The organism is Mesorhizobium sp. M8A.F.Ca.ET.161.01.1.1 (assembly GCF_004792105.1).
Classification (GTDB): Bacteria; Pseudomonadota; Alphaproteobacteria; order Rhizobiales; family Rhizobiaceae; genus Mesorhizobium.
The window spans coordinates 1-455 of record NZ_SRTD01000068.1 but is presented as its reverse complement, the minus strand read 5'-3'; the positions used below and the strand labels follow the sequence as shown (position 1 = coordinate 455).

Below are 455 nucleotides of genomic sequence, written 5' to 3'. Positions count from 1 at the left end.
CAAGCCGTTCGATGGCGAAACCGCACGCCGCATCGTCGAGGATGCCCTCGGCCGGCCGGTCAGCGAGGCGTTCGCCAGCTTCGATACCGAACCGCTGGCCTCGGCCTCGATCGCGCAGGTGCATGCGGCCACGCTGGCCGATGGCCGCCAGGTGGTGGTCAAGGTGCTGCGCCCGGGCATCGAGAAGCAGATCGACGCCGACATCGCCCTGCTCAACTCGCTGGCCGCGCTGGTCGAGCGAACCCATCCGCGTGCCGACAAGATCCGTCCGCGTGAAGTGGTGGCCGAGGTCGAGAACACCCTGGCCGCCGAACTGGACCTGCAGCGCGAAGGCGCCAACGCCAGCGTGCTGCGCCGCTTCTGGGAAAACAGCGACGATCTGTACGTCCCGGAAGTGATCTGGAGCCACACCGCCGAGCGTGCACTCACCCTGGAGCGGGTGTGGGGCATTCCGT

1 protein-coding gene is annotated in these 455 nt (G+C 68.1%); it reads left to right on the top strand.

Annotation, left to right across the window (positions count from 1 at the left end):
- The coding region (locus EN804_RS34620; RefSeq protein WP_246693533.1) for an AarF/UbiB family protein at positions 1 to 455 on the top strand (455 nt) is incomplete at both ends.